The organism is Streptomyces sp. NPDC035033, from assembly GCF_040636735.1.
Lineage (GTDB): Bacteria > Actinomycetota > Actinomycetes > Streptomycetales > Streptomycetaceae > Streptomyces.
Map to the genome: position 1 here is coordinate 34,658 of NZ_JBEZUZ010000061.1, position 12,077 is coordinate 46,734.

Below are 12,077 nucleotides of genomic sequence, written 5' to 3' on the forward strand. Positions count from 1 at the left end.
TAAGACACGCGGTGGGAGGCCGACACCTCGCAGCACCGCACACGCGAAAGGCCCGGCGAGGAGCAGACCTTCCTCGTTGCGGGGGCCGCTGCTCACCCGCGGGCCTGGGTGCTCGCGGAGCGGTGATCCGCCCAGCGGCGCGCGGCCGTCAGCATGTCGAGTGTCCACGGCTCCGGGTCGCCGTCGGCGATCTCTTCCCACACGCTCACGGTCGCGGCGGCGAAGGCGTTGACGGCCTCCGTGGGCGCGGTGTTCCAGGAAGGGATGCGGGCGGCCCACGCCTCCGCTTCGGCGGGCGTGTGGCCGTGCTTGACGAGCCAGACGGCCCACAGGGCCGGGTCGATCCACGCGGCGCCGCGTGCGGCCCATGCCCAATCCACGAGGACGGCCCTGCCGCCGGTGATCAGGACGTTGGTCGGGACCCAGTCCGTGTGCAGGAGCGCGGCGCCGGCGAAGAGTTCCGGAGTGCTGGTGTGGGCCTTCATCCGGTCGGGCATGTCACGTGCCACGACGTCCGGGGCCCGGACGCCGGACAGGCGGGTCATGGCGGCGACGACGAGGGGGAGATCCGGGGAGCCGGGCGTGTAGTCGGCGTGCGGGCCGTCGACGTCCTCGAACGCGAGGAGATCCCACCCGGCGTCTTCGGAGCGCCACAGCAACCGCGGGGCCACGTCCGTGACGTGCGGGTTGACGTCGGCTTCGCGCTGCTGGGTCCAGACCCGGCGGTGACCGCTGTGCAGACCCTTGACGAACACGGTGGCGGCGGGGGTGCGGACGCGGGCGGCGATCTCGCTGTTGAGGCCCGCGCTCAGGTTCTCGATCCTGAGGGCGGGGCCGGTGCGGGTCTCGATCAGGGCCAGGACTTCCGGCGGGATCTCGGTCAGGCGCACGGTCGGCATGAGGCCACCTTTGCACAAAGGGCGGGCCCCTGGCGCCGGACGGCGTCAGGGGCCCCGGAGTCGGGTGGTGGTCAGTTGTACGGGTTGTCCTCCCCGCAGCCCGGGAGGGTCCCGGCGGCGGCGGTGAAGGCGTCGATGTCCTCGATCACCTCGATCGTGTCGGGCTCCTCGGTGCGGGTCGGGCCGAGTTCGATCATGACGGTCATCGTGCGGTCTCCTTCGTTCCGTGCTGGCAGTAGTGGTGCAGTGGTGCCTTCGCCTCCTGGAAGACTTTCGCCATCGGCCTGCACACCCGGCAGGTGCCGGACAGGGTGCAGCCGGTGCATCCTCCGGTGCGAAGCATGAGGGATCCGGCGATGGCGCCGAGCCGGGAGAGCCCTTCGGCGCCTTCCGCGATCAGGTCGACGTTCGGTTCGCGGCCGACCTTGCAGATCGAGGCGCGGCCGAAGGGGTCGGCGTGGAAGAACGTCACGCCGGCGGGGCAGCCGGTGAACGGTGCCCGGCTGATCTCGTACGGCCCGGGACGCCGGACGAGAACGCTCCCGGCCGCCGGGCGTCCCGCGAGGTCGACACCCCATGCGCGCCGGACGGGGTCGACGAGCCATGGGGGGACCGGGGCCGCGTCCGCCACCGCCGCACGGAGTTCCGCGAAGCGCGCGGCGGGATCTTGACGGCTTTCGGTTGTCCCGGACGCAAGACGAGGTGGTCGGCCTGGAACGGAGTCGCGATCAGGTCGTGCACGTGTCTCCTTCGGTCTCTGACGCCGGCCGCCGGGGCTGACGGGGCGCGGGCTGGAACCGCCCCGGCGAACGGCGTGCGGCGTGTTGACGGTCGGGCTGCTCGGCGCGGGACCGCGTGGTGATGCCGGGGGCGCCGAGCGACAGCGGTGGCAGGCCGAGCCCGGGGGTGAGCCGGTCGCGCCATGGCAGGGGCGCGGGCTTGGGGGGGCGAGGGCCGTGACCGGGGCTCGTCGACACCGACCCATCGGGCGCTCACGGCTGCGCCCAGTTGCCGCGACGGGCGATGATCCCCAGGGCTCCCGGCGCGGACGTCCACGTCGGTCCGCTTCCGTACCTGAACCGCAGCACCGGACGACCGTCGGTGTCGGTGTCGGTGACGACGGCGTCACAGCCCCGGGCCTGGTCGCGGACGAGGTCCCCGATCTCGGGTACCTGCTCGCCGGCGGAGGTCACCGGGACACCTCCGCGCTGTCCCGGCGGTGTGCTTCGCGTGCACGCCGGCGGACGATCGCGTCCATGGTCACGGTGGTGGACTCGCCGCCGGAGACCCGTTCGCGGTACTCCCGCCAGTCGGCGGCCGTCCAGCCGTCCAGCGCTTCCGGGAAGTCGGTCATGCCGCGTTCCGGTGGTGCGGGCAGCCGCAGGCGGGCCACGTGCCGATGGTCTCCTCCGCGGTGGCCTCCGCGTGCTGTACGGCCCCGGCCGTGTCCTCCACGGGGTCGTCGCCCGTCCGCTGGTGCTCCTGCTGTGCCGGCTGTGTGGTCATCGCCATCGCCTCTGCGTGTGATCTGCGGGGAGAGTGCGACCCGCCCCCGGCGGTGGACGGGGCCGGGCCGCGCTGTGCCGCCGGCTGGATGCTCCGGAACGGCACGCAGCAACCGGGCCGAAAGCGACCCGAGTCGGCTGCTGATGGACAGTCAACGGTCACTCAGTGCTGTGGGACCATCACCGATGCGGCACCCGCATACGGATACGCGCTCAGCGGGTACGGGCAGGCGTCCGGAGCCGCACGGGCTCTTAGCGTGGGGGTACGTCGTGGACTTCCAGACGGGGCCGATCCGGGAGGCATCCCGGGCCGGCGACTACGGGCGAGTGATCGAGCTCGCCCGTAGCGGACGACGGATGACGCAGACCGCATTGGGCCAGGCCCTCGGCATGAGCCAGCCCGCCGTCTCCCGCCTGGAGAAACGCGGCGTGAACACGTACAGCACAGACATCCTCGCGGCGGCTGCCGCACACCTGGAGATTCCGCCGTCCCTGGTCGGGCTCGCCGACAGCCGACCGTCAGGGCCACAGAACGACGGTGACGACGTGAACCGACGACGATTCATAGGCGGAGCGGTAGCCGCTGCGGCGGCCCCCGCCCTGGCCGCACTCCCCGACCCCGCCGACACGCACGGTGGCCAGGCCGCCGCCCTGCGCCTGTCCACGAGCGCCTATCGGCGGCTCGACGCCTCCACCCCCTCCCGGGACCTCTCCGAGGCCGTACACACCCACATGCGGCTCATCCGGACCATCACCCACCAGGCCACCGACGCCCACCGGCTCCGGCTCGCCGCCGTCGCCAGCGAGGCCGCGAGCCTCGCGGGGTGGCTGGCGTGGGACATGGGCGACAACGGCAGTGCCCGCACCTGGTACGGGTCGGCGATCAAGGCCGCCCGCGCGGCCGGTGACCCGCTGCTGACCGCCTACCAGGCCGGAAGCCTGGCCCAGTTCGAAGCGCACGCCGGGAACGGCGCCCAGGCGCTCAACCTCACCGGCCGGGCCCGGCGGGCGCTCGCCGACCGCTGCCCGGCCGTCGCCGGCGCGTGGCTGTCCAGCGTGGAGGCCCTGGCGCACGCGGCGGCCGGAGACCGGCGCCGCGCCGACCACGCGCTGACCGCTTCCCGGGCAGCCGTCGCCACCCTGGACGACCAGGACCCGCCGCCGTGGCCCTGGGTGTTCAGCTTCACCGAAACGAAGGTGTCCGCCGCCCGGGTCGCATGCGGCGCTCACCTCGGCATCGCCTCATGGGTCTTGTCCGAGGACACCGAGGCACTCGCGACCGGCCACGCGAAACAACGGGCCCTCCTGATGCTCGACATCGCCGCCGGGCATCTCGCCGGCGGACGGCTGGAGGCAGGGTTCGCCCTCGCCGGGCGAGCCCTGGACTCCGGCCTCACGTACCGGTCCGGACGGATCGTCGAACGTGCGCGCGCCGTGCGCCGTACCCTCACCACCACTACGCCGCCCAAGGTGGTGCGCGACTTCGACGAGCGCCTACACGGTGTCTATCTGTGAGGAGTGACGGGATGCGGGTGGGGATCACTGGACACCGCGGGCTGAGCGCCGAGGTCGAGGAGCGGGTGCGCGTGCTCCTGGCCGAGGCCGTGGCGGCGTACGGGCCGGGCGAGCTGGTCGCGGTGTCGTGCATCGCGGACGGCCCCGATGCCTGGTTCGCCGAGGCGGTGCTGAATGCGGGCGGCCGTCTGGAGGTGGTCATCCCGGCCACGGAGTACCGCGAGAACCTGCCCGAGTGGCATCACGCCGTGTACGACGCGCTGATCTCCCGCGCGGCCGACGTCCACGAGACCGGCATGACCGAGTCCACGTCAGAGGCACACCAGGCCGGTTCCGAAATCCTCGTCGGCCTGGTGGACGAGCTGTTGGCCGTGTGGGACGGCAAACCGGCGTGGGCGTACGGCGGGACGGCGGACGTTGTCGCGTACGCCGAGCGCACCGGCGTCCCCGTCCGCGTGCTGTGGCCCGAGGGCGCCAGCCGCTGACCGGCACACCACGACAGGCCCGGCCCCAAATGGGATCGGGCCGTCGCCGGTTCCGGCCCGCGGATCGACAGGCCGGCTTTCCAGGCGAGCGATTTACCCGTTATGCGATGTGGCCTTTTTCACTCGGGCCATCGAAGTTCATCGGAAGCGAAAAGTGCTTGGAAACGCGCCGATCGACCTGCGGCGATGCCGGATCACCGCAGGTCGGAGTCGTGCGCGTCACGCGCTTGGGGACACGGTCATAACAGACACCCGAACGGCGATATACGCGTGCGACATCCGCTGGTCAGGGGCTTGACCGGGCCGAGTAAGGCCGTCTGTATCTCCGCCCCCAATTCGACGGCGCGGGCAACGACTTGAGTCTGTTGGCGCACGTCAGATGGGGTGTACTGGTCCCAGCACGGAGAAGGGCCGCCCTGCCAGGGGCGACCCTTCGAACCTCCGTGCATTCAGCAGGTCTCTCATTCCACGTCCGCAGGAGGTACCCCCATCATGACCCACCCCGAAGGCCCCCGCGCCGTTCCGGCGCCGTCCGACGGCGGCAGCGGGACCGGCCGCACGCGCGCCCCGCTCGCCCATATCGACCCGCCCGAGCCGGTAGCGGTCGGAGTGGTCGGGCTCACCCTGGTAGTCGCGGCCGACGTCGCCGGCATCATCCCGCCCGGGCCGCCGTCGCAGGCGGCCGGGGGCCTGGTCGCCCTCGTGGCGCTGGGTGCGCTCGCACGACACTGCATCCGCCGCAACGCCTGACGGTCCGCGACCGGCGGCCCGCTCCCGCTCCGGGCGGCGGGCCGTCGCCGGTTGGCGTGCGCGGTGTCCTGTGAGGAGTGAGGCACCACACGGGCTCCGATCCGTGCCACGACCACTTCGGGTATTGGGCTGGCCATCGCAGTGTCGCGAGGCTGGTCGCGCTCGTGGAAACGGCACGGGCTTCCGGAACGACCCCGGTTCGACCCCACCGGCACGACCGAGCAGTCCCGCCCTTTCTGACCAGGTCGGAAAGGGTGACGACAGACGAGTCGGGCTGTACGCCGGGTTCTGTTCCCCGGGACCTCGCGGTCGTCGGGGTGACGGCCATCCATCTAGGACCGGCGTTGCCGCCGGTCTCGTGCGGTCTACCCGCGAACTCGGGCGAGCAGCCCTCGATCATTCGCGCAGGGACACCGGGGTGTCCCCTCTTGACCTTGCTCCGGGTGGGGTTTACCTAGCCGCCTGAGTCACCTCAGGCGCTGGTGGTCTCTTACACCACCGTTTCACCCTTACCGTGGGCCGAGGCCCCCGGCGGTCTGTTTTCTGTGGCACTGTCCCGCGGGTCACCCCGGGTGGCCGTTAGCCACCACCCTGCTCTGTGGAGCCCGGACGTTCCTCGGGGAGATCCGGGGATCTCCACGCGGCCGCCCGCCCGGCTCGTCTGCCGTGCCGACCATGCTACCTGGCGGGGCGGAGCGGGACGGACACCGCTTGACCTTGTCGTAGCGTCAGGGTTTCTCATGGGGGCATGCGTATCGGAGAGCTCGCCGCGCTCGTCGGGGTCACCCCCCGCGCCGTGCGGCACTACCACCGTCTGGGGCTGCTGCCCGAGCCCGCACGGCTGCCCAACGGCTACCGCGCGTACGGCATCCGGGACGCGGTGCTGCTCGCGCGGGTGCGGCGGCTGACCGAGCTGGGGCTCGGCCTCGACGAGGTGCGGGACGTGCTCGCCGACGACGAGGGGCGGGAGCTGGTCGAGGTCCTGGAGGAGCTGGACGCCGACCTGGCGCGGCAGGAGGCCGTCGTCCGGGAGCGGCGGGAGCGGCTCGCCGGGCTGCTCGGCGAGGCGCGGGCCGGACGGCTCACCGCCGAGGGGCCCGTCTCGCCGGAGCTGGCCGCGCTGCTCGCCGGGGTCGGCGAGCTGCCGGACTCGCCGATGGCCGTGAAGGACCGGGAGATCCTCGCGCTGCTCGACACCGTCGTGCCGGCCGGGGAGCGGGAGCGGCTGATGGGGCTGATGCACGAGGTGTCCGGGAGCGCCGGGCGGGTGTACGGGCTCCTCGACGCGCTCGACGGCGCCGGGGCCGACGACCCCCGGGTCGAGGAGGCCGCGCGGGCGCTCGCCGGGGTGCTGCCGGACGGCCTCGGCGGTTTCGAGCTGCCGGCGGAGGGCGCCGGCGGGCTCGCCGACGTGTTCTTCGCCGATCTCGCGCCCGCCCAGGCGGCGGCCGTGCGGCGGGCGGTGGCGCTGGTGGCGGAGCGGGCCCGGGGAGGGGACGGCCATGGCGGGGCGTGAGCGGGGGCCCGTGCTGCGGGCGCTGCGGGCGGTCGCGTACGCCGCGCTCCCGGCCGAGCTGGTGCTCCTCGTGCTGCTGCTCGGCGGGGTGCGGATGCCCGGGGCCGTGCTGCTCGGCGCGGAGCTGGCCGTGGTCGTGCTGCTCGCCGCCGAGGCGGTGGTGTGGCTGCGGCTGCGGCGGCGGGGGCTCACCCGGCGGGAGGCGCTGGCGGAGCTCGTACCGGAGCGGGTGCTGCGGCTGATCGGGCACGAGCTGCGGCTGATGACGAGCCTCGGCCGGTGGGCGGCGCGGCGGCCGCACGGGACGGGCGGGGCCGAGGGCGTCTTCCCGCACGCGCGGGACCAGGCCGCCCTCATGTACGGCTTCGCCTTCGTCTGCCTCGTGGAGACCGTCGGCATGTCGTGGCTGCTGGCCGGCCTGCCCGTCGTGCACGCGGTCGTGTTCGTCCTGGACGTCTACACGGTCCTCTTCGTCCTCGGCCTGCACGCGGCCTCCGTCACCCGGCCGCACGTGCTCGCCGGCGGGCACCTGCGGGTCCGGCAGGCCGCCCACGTCGACGTGCCGGTGCCGCTGGACCGGATCGCGGCCGTCCGCCGCGAGAACCGTTTCACCCACGAGAAGAAGGACGGCGAGCTGAACCTGGCCGTCGGGTCGCGGACCTCCGTGACGCTGGAGCTGGACGGGCCGGTGGACGTGGTCGGGCTGCTCGGCCGGATCCGGCCCGTCACGACCGTACGGCTCCACGCCGACGACCCCGGGGCGCTGTACGAGGCCGTGCGCGACGCCGTCACGCGGGCGCGAACAGCACCTTCGCCCGTCCCGGGTCCGCCTCCGCGAGTCTGACCCGCAGCCACTGGCCCAGCGGCAGCGGGGCCGTGCCGCCGGCGACCCGGGCGACCACCGCCGGGTCGTCGACGTGGACGGTGCCGACGGACGGCTCGCGTTCCTTGACGTCGATCACGTACGCGTCGAAGAGCTCCCCCACCCGGCCGCTGAGCAGCGCCGCCTCCACGATGTCGACGGACTCGCGCTCCACGGTCCCCGCCCGGCGCGCACCGGCGGCCATGGTGTCGGGGAGGCCGGGCAGCGCGGCCCGCACCCACTCGGGCGGCTCGTTCCCGGCGACCGCCGCCACGCACAGCTCGGAGGCGTACCGGTCGACGAGCCGGCGCAGCGGGGCCGTGCAGTGGGTGTACTCGTCGGCGACGGCCGCGTGCACCGCCGGGTCGGGCAGCCGCCCGTCGGTGAAGACGGTGTAGCCGGCGCCGCGCAGCAGGGTGGTGCACTCCTGGAGGAAGGCGGCCTGGCGGGGGTCGGTGGGATCGGCGTTCCGGACCACCTCCGCGTACGGCACGTGGTGCGGCCAGGCGACGCCGAGCGCCTCGGCGGAGCGGCGCAGCCGGGCGACGGCCCCGTCGGGGGCGGTCGGCAGGGTGCGCAGGACGCCGGTCCCGGCGGCGGTCATGAGGTCGGCGGCGGCCATGCCGGTGAGGAGGGAGATCTGCGCGTTCCACCCCTCGGCGGGCAGCGGCGCCCGGTAGGCGAGGGCGTAGCCGCGGCCCCCGGGGGCCTCGACGATCTCCTGCTCGGGGACGGCGAGGGAGATCCCGCCGCGCTCGACCTCCCGCTCCTCGCGGAGCCGGCCGATGTCGCGGAGGAGGGCGAGGGGTTCCTCGGCGGTGCCGGAGTCGATGAGCCGCTGGGCGGTGGCGTAGTCGAGCTTGGCGCGGCTGCGGACCAGGGCCCGGCGCACGTCGGTGGCGACCCTGCGGCCCTCGGCGTCGAGGTCGATCCGCCACAGCAGGGCCGGCCGGGGCTCGCCGGGCAGCAGGCTGGCGGCGCCCTCGGAGAGGACCGGCGGGTGGAGGGGGACCTTGCCGTCGGGGAAGTACAGGGTGAGGACCCGCCGGTGGGCCTCGGCGTCGATCTCCCCGCCGGGCGCGACGAAGGCGGCGACGTCGGCGATGGCGTAGTGGACGCGGTAGCCGCCGTCGGCCCGCCGGGCCAGGTGCATGGCCTGGTCGAGGTCGGTGGAGGCGGGCGGGTCGATGGTGAGGAACGGCAGGTCGGTGGCGTCGTCCGCGGGGAGGCGCGGGTTCTTCGCGGCGGCCTCGGCCTCGGCGAGCACGGCGGGCGGGAAGCCGTCGGGGACGGCGAGGCCGGTACGGAGTGCGCGCAGGGCGGCCCGCAGCGGAGCCTCGGCTGCGCCGGTCACGTGGATGTGGCGGCGGGGCATGGAACCGAGCGTAGGGCGGGGGGCGGGGCCCGGCACCTCGTACGCTGGCAGGCCGGGGCCGCATCCCCGTTCCCGTCCGTACGAAGGAGAACCACCGTGCTCGTGCTGCTGCCGCCCTCCGAGGGCAAGGCGTCCTCCGGCTCCGGAGCGCCGCTCAAGCCGGAGTCGCTGTCGCTGCCCGGGCTCGCGGACGCGCGCGCGGCCGTCCTGGACGAGCTGGTCGAGCTGTGCGCCGCCGACGAGGAGAAGGCGCGCGAGGTGCTGGGCCTGAGCGAGGGACTGCGCGGCGAGGTCGCGAAGAACGTCGAGCTGCGCACGGCGGGCGCCCGCCCGGCCGGGGAGATCTACACCGGCGTCCTCTACGACGCCCTGGGCCTGGCCACGCTGGACGCGGCCGCGCGGGAGCGGGCGGCCGGCGCGCTGCTCGTCTTCTCCGGCCTGTGGGGCGCGGTCCGGGTGACCGACCGGATCCCGTCGTACCGCTGCTCGATGGGGGTGAAGCTGCCGGTGCTCGGCGCGCTGGGCGCGCACTGGCGGGGCGCGATGGCGTCGGTGCTGCCGGAGGCGGCCGGGGACGGCCTGGTGCTCGACCTGCGCTCGTCGGCGTACGCGAGCGCGTGGAAGCCGAAGGGCGAGGTGGCGGCGCGGACCGCGACGGTACGGGTGCTGCACGCGCCGACCCGGAAGGTCGTCAGCCACTTCAACAAGGCGACCAAGGGCCGGATCGTGCGGAGCCTGCTGGAGTCGGGCGCGGCCCCGGGCACGCCGGCGGAGCTGGTGGAGGCGCTGCGGGACCTCGGGTACGTGGTGGAGACGGGGGCGAAGGCGGGCGCCCTGGACGTGCTGGTGGACGAGATCCACTGAGCCGCCGTTGCGCGGTGTGCAACGATCGTTGCGTGGGCTGGTGGTGCCGGTCAGGATGAGGTCATGCTCAGCACCCCCGGCCTCTTCGCGCTCGCCCCGCACGTCCCCGTCGTCCCCGTCGTGGTGATCGAGGACGCCGCCGACGCCGTGCCGCTGGCCCGGGCCCTGGTGGCCGGCGGGCTGCCGCTGATCGAGATCACCCTCCGCACCCCGGCCGCGCTCGACGCGGTGCGGGCGGTCGCGGCCGAGGTGCCGGAGGCGGTGGTCGGCGCGGGGACGGTGGTCTCGCCGGCCGGTGCGGCGGACGCGGTACGGGCCGGGGCGCGCTTCCTGGTGAGCCCCGGCTGCTCGGGGCGGCTGCTCGGGGCGCTGCGGGAGTCGGGGGTGCCGTTCCTGCCGGGCGTCTCGACCGCCTCCGAGGTGCTGGCGCTCCTGGAGGAGGGCGTCACGGAGCTGAAGTTCTTCCCGGCCGGGGCGGCGGGCGGCGTCCCGTACCTGAAGTCCCTGGCCGGGCCGCTGCCGGAGGCCCGCTTCTGTCCCACCGGCGGCGTCTCGGCCGCCTCGGCCCCCGCCTACCTCGCCCTGCCGAACGTGGCCTGCGTCGGCGGCACCTGGATGCTGCCGCCGGACGCGCTCGCCGCCCGCGACTGGGCGCGGGTGGAGGCCCTCGCGCGGGAGGCGGCGGCGCTGCGGGCGGCTACGGCCGGGGCGTGAACCGGACGCCGAGGTGGTCGGCCACCGGCCGGTAGCCGAGGCGCGGATAGAGGGCGTTGCTGGTGGGGTTGGCGAGGTCGGTGAAGAGCAGGACGTGGGCGGCGCCGGAGCCGAGGGCGACGCGGCTGACGGCGGCGGTGACGCCGGCCGCGTAGCCGCGGCCGCGGTCGGCGGGCGGGGTGTAGACGAGGTGGACGCGGGCCTGGCCCCCGACGGTCCGGGAGACGGCGGCCATCGACACCGGGCGGCCGTCGGGGGCCTCCCAGAGGTGGAGGCGGCCCTCGGTGATCCGCTCGGTGAGGAAGTCCGTGTAGTCGTCCCGCGGCTCGTAGCGGTGGAGGCGGGCGAAGTCGGCGGTCCATTCCGCGAGCGGCGCGAGGTCCGCCGTGGTCGCGGGCCGGGAGCGCCCGGCCGGCGCCGGGTCCCGCGGGGTGAGCTCGCCGAGGCGGAAGAGCCGGATGCCCATGGCGGGCTCCCAGGGGAGGCCGGTGGCGTTCGCGTACGCCTCCACCGCCGCCGTCTCCCCGCGCAGCGTGGCCGGCTCCGTCCCGTCCGGCAGGACCAGCGCGGCGGCCGCCTCGACGGGCACCGCGCCGAAGGTGAGGTCGGGGAGCGGGGCCGCGGCGAGGACACCGGTCACGGTCCCGTCCGGCCCGGTCCACCAGCCGAGGAGCGCCGCTCCGTCCATCGTGGTCAGCACGGCGGTGTTGCGGGCCGGTTCGGCGGCGAGGTGCGCGCCGGCGGCGGCCAGGAACGCGCCGCGGTCGGTGGTGAAGTGCCAGGTCATGTACGGATGGTGGTACGGGTGCCCCCGCCGCCGCCACCGGTTTGCGGCGCTCAGCGCCGGAGGTGCGAGGTGTCGTTGAGGAGGCGGACGGAGGCGTTGCCGTCGGCGTAGTAGGCCACGGCGGAGAGCGAGGCGGCGGACAGCTCCATCTTGAACAGGGACTCCGGCGGGGCGCCGAGCGCCAGCCGGACGAGGGTCTTGATGGGCGTGACGTGGCTGACCAGGAGGACGGTGCGGCCCGCGTGGGCGGCGGCCAGCCGGTCGCGGGCGGCGGCCACCCGGCGGGCCACGGCGGCGAAGCTCTCGCCGCCGCCGGTCGGGGCGGCCTTCGGGGAGGCGAGCCAGGCGTCCATGTCCTCGCGGTACCGCTCGCGGACCTCGGCGAAGGTGAGGCCCTCCCAGGCGCCGAAGTCGGTCTCGCGCAGCCCCGGCTCGATCACGACGTCGAGCCCGAGGCGGGCGGCGACGGTCTCGGCGGTCTGGCGGCAGCGGGTGAGCGGGGAGCTGACGACGTGCTGGACGGTGCCCCGGGCGGCGAGCGCGTCGGCGACGGCGGCGGCCTGGCGGCGCCCCGCCTCGGAGAGCTCCGGGTCGGAGCCCCCGCTCCCCGAGAACCGCTTCTCGGGCGTGAGCGCGGTCTCCCCGTGCCGCAGCAGCACGAAGGTGGCGGGGGCGGCCATGTCCGGCGGGGCCAGCCGCCGCGCGGGGGCGGCGGGTACGGGCTCGGCGGCGGACGCGGGCGCGGGCCCGACGGGTGTGGGCGCGGGGCCGGCGGGCGCGGAGTCGACCGGAGCGGGCGCGGGCT

Annotated in this window: 15 protein-coding genes, 1 other RNA gene and 1 pseudogene; 7 read left to right on the forward strand and 10 right to left on the reverse strand. The window is 74.9% G+C overall.

Annotated elements, in window-relative coordinates:
* Positions 1-92 precede the first annotated feature (92 nt).
* From AB0E83_RS23355 to AB0E83_RS23380, 6 genes and pseudogenes are all read right to left on the reverse strand, one after another.
* Complete coding sequence (locus AB0E83_RS23355; protein ID WP_362115070.1) at positions 93-899, reverse strand: aminoglycoside phosphotransferase; 807 nt, start codon at positions 897-899, stop codon at positions 93-95.
* Between the two features lie 71 nt (positions 900-970).
* Positions 971-1,105, reverse strand: a complete 135-nt coding sequence (locus AB0E83_RS23360) for a hypothetical protein (protein ID WP_362115073.1) — start codon at positions 1,103-1,105, stop codon at positions 971-973.
* Positions 1,102-1,401, reverse strand: a pseudogene (locus AB0E83_RS23365) (radical SAM protein); the annotation flags it as partial. The gene AB0E83_RS23360 and the pseudogene AB0E83_RS23365, both read right to left, overlap by 4 nt.
* A 490-nt stretch (positions 1,402-1,891) precedes the next feature.
* Entirely contained in the window at positions 1,892-2,092 is a 201-nt protein-coding gene (locus AB0E83_RS23370; RefSeq protein WP_362115076.1) for a hypothetical protein, read from the reverse strand.
* Entirely contained in the window at positions 2,089-2,253 is a 165-nt protein-coding gene (locus tag AB0E83_RS23375; protein WP_362115079.1) for a hypothetical protein, read from the reverse strand. The genes AB0E83_RS23370 and AB0E83_RS23375 overlap by 4 nt, the downstream gene beginning before the upstream one ends.
* Positions 2,250-2,405 carry a hypothetical protein gene (locus tag AB0E83_RS23380; RefSeq protein WP_362115082.1) on the reverse strand — a complete coding sequence of 52 codons (156 nt, stop codon included), beginning with the start codon at positions 2,403-2,405 and terminating at the stop codon, positions 2,250-2,252. Before AB0E83_RS23380 ends, AB0E83_RS23375 begins: the two co-directional genes overlap by 4 nt.
* Before the next feature lie 356 nt (positions 2,406-2,761).
* Between AB0E83_RS23380 and AB0E83_RS23385 the strand changes: the two genes are divergently transcribed.
* The 3 genes from AB0E83_RS23385 to AB0E83_RS23395 all read left to right on the forward strand — a co-directional run bounded on the left by AB0E83_RS23385 (position 2,762) and on the right by AB0E83_RS23395 (position 5,154).
* On the forward strand, positions 2,762-3,919 hold the full coding sequence (locus AB0E83_RS23385) for a helix-turn-helix transcriptional regulator (RefSeq protein ID WP_362115085.1): 1,158 nt from the start codon (positions 2,762-2,764) through the stop codon (positions 3,917-3,919).
* Between the two features lie 11 nt (positions 3,920-3,930).
* On the forward strand, positions 3,931-4,404 hold the full coding sequence (locus AB0E83_RS23390) for a hypothetical protein (RefSeq protein WP_362115088.1): 474 nt from the start codon (positions 3,931-3,933) through the stop codon (positions 4,402-4,404).
* Between the two features lie 492 nt (positions 4,405-4,896).
* The gene (locus AB0E83_RS23395) at positions 4,897-5,154 is read left to right on the forward strand and encodes a hypothetical protein (protein ID WP_362115091.1); all 258 of its coding nucleotides are present in this window, start codon (positions 4,897-4,899) and stop codon (positions 5,152-5,154) included.
* A 261-nt stretch (positions 5,155-5,415) separates the two neighbouring features.
* Here AB0E83_RS23395 and rnpB read toward each other — a convergent pair.
* Positions 5,416-5,814: RNase P RNA component class A (gene rnpB / locus AB0E83_RS23400), an RNA gene on the reverse strand.
* Between the two features lie 88 nt (positions 5,815-5,902).
* Between rnpB and AB0E83_RS23405 the strand changes: the two genes are divergently transcribed.
* Together AB0E83_RS23405 and AB0E83_RS23410 are read left to right on the forward strand one after the other, a co-directional pair.
* The gene (locus AB0E83_RS23405; RefSeq protein ID WP_362115094.1) at positions 5,903-6,670 is read left to right on the forward strand and encodes a MerR family transcriptional regulator; all 768 of its coding nucleotides are present in this window, start codon (positions 5,903-5,905) and stop codon (positions 6,668-6,670) included.
* Positions 6,657-7,514, forward strand: coding sequence for a hypothetical protein (locus AB0E83_RS23410; protein WP_362115097.1), 858 nt, complete (start codon positions 6,657-6,659; stop codon positions 7,512-7,514). Before AB0E83_RS23405 ends, AB0E83_RS23410 begins: the two co-directional genes overlap by 14 nt.
* On the opposite strand, the gene AB0E83_RS23415 is transcribed toward AB0E83_RS23410, so the two are convergent.
* Positions 7,459-8,907 (reverse strand): RNB domain-containing ribonuclease, encoded by a 1,449-nt coding sequence (locus AB0E83_RS23415; RefSeq protein ID WP_362115100.1) that lies wholly within the window; start codon positions 8,905-8,907, stop codon positions 7,459-7,461. The genes AB0E83_RS23410 and AB0E83_RS23415 overlap by 56 nt on opposite strands.
* 96 nt (positions 8,908-9,003) lie before the next feature.
* On the opposite strand from AB0E83_RS23415, the gene yaaA reads away from it, so the two are divergent.
* Entirely contained in the window at positions 9,004-9,771 is a 768-nt protein-coding gene (gene yaaA / locus AB0E83_RS23420; protein WP_362115103.1) for a peroxide stress protein YaaA, read from the forward strand.
* A 63-nt stretch (positions 9,772-9,834) separates the two neighbouring features.
* The gene (gene eda / locus AB0E83_RS23425) at positions 9,835-10,485 is read left to right on the forward strand and encodes a bifunctional 4-hydroxy-2-oxoglutarate aldolase/2-dehydro-3-deoxy-phosphogluconate aldolase (RefSeq protein ID WP_362115106.1); all 651 of its coding nucleotides are present in this window, start codon (positions 9,835-9,837) and stop codon (positions 10,483-10,485) included.
* On the opposite strand, the gene AB0E83_RS23430 is transcribed toward eda, so the two are convergent.
* Together AB0E83_RS23430 and AB0E83_RS23435 are read right to left on the reverse strand one after the other, a co-directional pair.
* Positions 10,469-11,272 (reverse strand): GNAT family N-acetyltransferase, encoded by an 804-nt coding sequence (locus tag AB0E83_RS23430; protein ID WP_362115109.1) that lies wholly within the window; start codon positions 11,270-11,272, stop codon positions 10,469-10,471. The two genes, eda and AB0E83_RS23430, sit on opposite strands and share 17 nt — an antisense overlap.
* A gap of 50 nt (positions 11,273-11,322) precedes the next feature.
* A partial coding sequence (locus AB0E83_RS23435) for a histidine phosphatase family protein (protein ID WP_362115112.1) occupies positions 11,323-12,077 on the reverse strand: 755 nt, incomplete at its 5' end.

Coding starts and splice junctions, on each gene's coding strand:
- AB0E83_RS23355 (WP_362115070.1), bottom strand. CDS start 899: ATGCCGACCGTGCGCCTGACCGAGATCCCGCCGGAAGTCCTGGCCCTG.
- AB0E83_RS23360 (WP_362115073.1), bottom strand. CDS start 1,105: ATGACCGTCATGATCGAACTCGGCCCGACCCGCACCGAGGAGCCCGAC.
- AB0E83_RS23375 (WP_362115079.1), bottom strand. CDS start 2,253: ATGACCGACTTCCCGGAAGCGCTGGACGGCTGGACGGCCGCCGACTGG.
- AB0E83_RS23380 (WP_362115082.1), bottom strand. CDS start 2,405: ATGACCACACAGCCGGCACAGCAGGAGCACCAGCGGACGGGCGACGAC.
- AB0E83_RS23385 (WP_362115085.1), top strand. CDS start 2,762: ATGACGCAGACCGCATTGGGCCAGGCCCTCGGCATGAGCCAGCCCGCC.
- AB0E83_RS23390 (WP_362115088.1), top strand. CDS start 3,931: ATGCGGGTGGGGATCACTGGACACCGCGGGCTGAGCGCCGAGGTCGAG.
- AB0E83_RS23395 (WP_362115091.1), top strand. CDS start 4,897: ATGACCCACCCCGAAGGCCCCCGCGCCGTTCCGGCGCCGTCCGACGGC.
- AB0E83_RS23405 (WP_362115094.1), top strand. CDS start 5,903: ATGCGTATCGGAGAGCTCGCCGCGCTCGTCGGGGTCACCCCCCGCGCC.
- AB0E83_RS23410 (WP_362115097.1), top strand. CDS start 6,657: ATGGCGGGGCGTGAGCGGGGGCCCGTGCTGCGGGCGCTGCGGGCGGTC.
- AB0E83_RS23415 (WP_362115100.1), bottom strand. CDS start 8,907: ATGCCCCGCCGCCACATCCACGTGACCGGCGCAGCCGAGGCTCCGCTG.
- eda (WP_362115106.1), top strand. CDS start 9,835: ATGCTCAGCACCCCCGGCCTCTTCGCGCTCGCCCCGCACGTCCCCGTC.
- AB0E83_RS23430 (WP_362115109.1), bottom strand. CDS start 11,272: ATGACCTGGCACTTCACCACCGACCGCGGCGCGTTCCTGGCCGCCGCC.